Source organism: Longimicrobium sp. (genome assembly GCF_036554565.1).
In the GTDB taxonomy this organism is placed as follows: Bacteria; Gemmatimonadota; Gemmatimonadetes; order Longimicrobiales; family Longimicrobiaceae; genus Longimicrobium.
The window spans coordinates 1-2,218 of sequence record NZ_DATBNB010000078.1 but is presented as its reverse complement, the minus strand read 5'-3'; the positions used below and the strand labels follow the sequence as shown (position 1 = coordinate 2,218).

Here is a 2,218-nt window from a genome sequence, read left to right as displayed (position 1 = left end):
CTCGTGGCGTTCCCCACCGAAACCGTCTACGGGCTGGGGGCCCACGCGCTCGATCCGGAGGCCGTCGCCCGCATCTTTGCCGCCAAGGGACGCCCTGGCTACAACCCGCTGATCGTCCACGTGGCAGACGCGGACGCGGCCCGCCGGCTCGCATCGCACTGGCCCGCCGAGGCACAGCTTCTGGCGGATGCCTTCTGGCCGGGCCCCCTCACCCTCGTCCTCCCCAAGGACGATGCCGTGCCCGATGCCGTCACCGCCGGGCTGCCGAGCGTAGCGCTCCGTGTCCCTGCGCACCCGGTCGCACACGCGCTCCTGCGAGCCGCCGGCATTCCCGTGGCCGCGCCCAGCGCCAACCTGTCGACGCAGGTCTCGCCGACGACCGCCGCCCACGTGCTCCAGGGCCTTGGAGACCGCGTGGATGTGATCGTGGACGGCGGGCCCTGCCCCGTGGGCATCGAGTCGACGGTGATCAGCCTGGCGGGCCCGCGCCCCACGCTGCTGCGCCCGGGCACGGTGTCGATCGACGACCTGCGCGCGGTGATCGGCGAGGTCGCGCTCCCCTCCGCCGACCCCCACGCCGAAGCCGCCCGCCCATCCCCCGGGATGATGGACCGGCACTACGCCCCACGCGCCACCGTGCGGATCATCCCGCGCGAGGAGCGGGACCGTGCGATCGAAGCAGCGGCGGGCGAGGTGGATGGGGGCAGGCGCATCGGCGGCTTGCTCCTCCACGAGGCTGATCCGCGGATCGCGCCCGTCATCCGCATGCCGGGGGATCCCGCCGGATTCGCCAGCCGTCTGTACGCCGCACTGCACGAGCTGGACGACGCCGGCTGCCACGCCATCCTGGTGGACGCCGTCCCGGACGACCCCGCCTGGGCCGGCATCCGCGACCGCCTGCGGCGCTCGGCGCACCGCTAGCCGGCCCGGGTGGGTCAACCGACCCATCCCGGCGCCGAAACAACGCCGCGATCTTCGTCGTAACCACTCGCGCCGCCACAAACATCGTACGCCCAGCCGTTGCGTATCACGTTTGTAGCAGTGGAGATGCGGCAAAAAAGTTCTGGCGTTCGGAAGGGTGGGCTGCTACAATTGTGTCGCGGCAAAACCACCCCTCCCCGCCGCGGCCAATCCCACCAGCAGGACTGAACTTGCAATGAACACATCCATCACCCGCAGATTCGCCACTGTCGCCGCGCTTGCGGTGATGATGGGCGCAACGTACGCCGAGTCGGCGTCGGCGCAGATCGGTGGCCGGCTTCGCGGCGCCGTCGGGCGCGTCACCGGCGGCCGGCTGAGCCTGGACCAGCTGGTAGGCGGCGATCATCCCATCACCACCAGCCTGGAGCATGCGCGCTGGGCGGTGGACTCGCTCGACAATTTCACGCCGCGCGAGAGCAAGCGCTCCATGCTGCAGCTTCAGCGCACGCCCAACGGCGGGTTCGTGCTGCAGCCCGGCTACTGGGAGATGCACACCCAGAGCTACTGCCTGAAAGCCGGCACCCACGGCCCCGGCGGCGGCGACGGCTACCTGTTCGCGCCCACGGCTGGCCCGGCCGAGGATGCGGTGACCACCATCCTGCGCAACTCGGTGAACCACCCGGAGATCGAGCAGAGCAAGATCCAGACGCTCCTGTGGGCCATCATCGCGCGGGCGAAGTTCGAGGATCTGTCGCCCGAGCACAAGGCCACCGCCGCCCGCCTGCTGACGCCGGCCCAGCTCACGCGCCTGAACCGCAGCGCGCTGGACCTGGTTCCGGGCGACGAGATGGGCGCGCTGATGAACCGCGTTCCCGGCCCGCTGCGCCAGATCGTGGAAGCCGAGAACCAGCTTCGTCAGATGGTGACGGACCCGGGCGCCAGCTTCGCAGAGATGGAGCGCGTCGCGGTGCTGGCGGGCGCGGTGGGTATCGGCCCCGGCAGCCGCGAGGTGCCCAGTGGACGCTGGTCGCTGCACCCGGACGGCTACTACGTGCGCTACATCCCGCAGGGCTACAGCTACACGGTCACGCAGGTGTGGGTGCCGCAGGGCAGCCCGGCGGTGGGCAAGGAGTACGATCCGGCGACGCACATCGCCGTCCCCGGCAACACCGCGCGCCAGCGCCTGGTGCAGTCCGGGCGGGCGCATCAGCAGAGCTGAACGGCCAGGGACTAGGGACTAGGGACTAGCAGAACGCGAGGTACTCCGAATGGCAGGGACGTCATCCTGAGCGGAGCG

2 protein-coding genes are annotated in these 2,218 nt (G+C 70.8%); both read left to right on the top strand.

Annotation, left to right across the window (positions count from 1 at the left end; translation table 11 throughout):
* Positions 1 to 921: L-threonylcarbamoyladenylate synthase (locus VIB55_RS02135; RefSeq protein WP_331875015.1), on the top strand; the 921-nt coding region annotated here is incomplete at its 5' end.
* A 235-nt stretch (positions 922 to 1,156) separates the two neighbouring features.
* Positions 1,157 to 2,140, top strand: a complete 984-nt coding sequence (locus tag VIB55_RS02130; protein WP_331875014.1) for a hypothetical protein — start codon at positions 1,157 to 1,159, stop codon at positions 2,138 to 2,140.
* The last annotated feature ends 78 nt before the right edge of the window (positions 2,141 to 2,218 follow it).